The sequence below is a fragment of the Salipiger sp. IMCC34102 genome (assembly GCF_004145405.1).
In the GTDB taxonomy this organism is placed as follows: domain Bacteria; phylum Pseudomonadota; class Alphaproteobacteria; order Rhodobacterales; family Rhodobacteraceae; genus Loktanella.
Genome location: NZ_SELQ01000027.1, coordinates 1 through 854 on the forward strand (window position 1 = coordinate 1; position 854 = coordinate 854).

Annotated in this window: 1 pseudogene; it reads right to left on the reverse strand. The window is 61.8% G+C overall.

The features are described from left to right. A pseudogene (locus EU805_RS17250) lies at positions 1-838 on the reverse strand (IS3 family transposase); the annotation flags it as partial. Between the last annotated feature and the right edge of the window lie 16 nt (positions 839-854).

The following is an 854-nucleotide window of genomic DNA, read 5'->3' on the forward strand; positions in this document are numbered from 1 at the left end:
GTAGTCGAACACGTCCCGTCGGGCTTCTTCGCGTGTGCGATAGGTCCGGCGCCTGATCCTCTCGCGCTTGAGCAGGTTGAAGAAGCTCTCGGCAACGGCGTTATCGTGGCAGTTGCCGCGCCGGCTCATGGAATGCTCGAGGTCGTGGGCTTTCAGGAAAGCGGCCCAGTCCATGCTGGTGAACTGGCTTCCCTGATCGGAGTGGATCAGCACCTTGGCCTTCGGTTTCCTGCGCCACGTGGCCATGAGCAGAGCCTGAAGCACGACGTCTGTTGTCTGGCGCGACTGCATGGACCATCCGACCACGCGGCGTGAGAACAGATCGATGACCACCGCCAAGTAGGCGAAGCCCTCCTGCGTCCGAATGTAGGTGATGTCGTCGCCCATTGGGCTCCGACCAATGGCGCCACAATGGGCAACCCCATACCTTGTCTGGTGCCGCGACGTCGAACTGTCGATCCAAGGTGTTGTCGACCACGACCGAGGGCTGGCCGCCATACTTGCCGGGGCGGCGCTTGTAGCCGATCTGCGCAGCAATCCCGGCCAGCTTGGTCAGACGGGCCACGCGGTTCAGACAGACGCTTTCGCCTTGCTCGAGAAGGTCATCATGAAGCTTGCGGTGCCCGTAGACCTTACCGCTTTCAACCCAAGCCTCCTTCAGCAGTTCGGTCTGGCGGACGTCTTCCCGGGCGCGCTTGCTAAGCGGCGACTTCACCCAAGCATAGAAGCCGCTCGGCTGGATGCGTAGACACCGGCACATCGCCCGGACGGAAAATTGCCCGCGATGCTCGGCCACGAACGCGTATCTCACTTTGCATCCCTGGCGAAATACGCGTCGTCATTGTCGCTCGGAC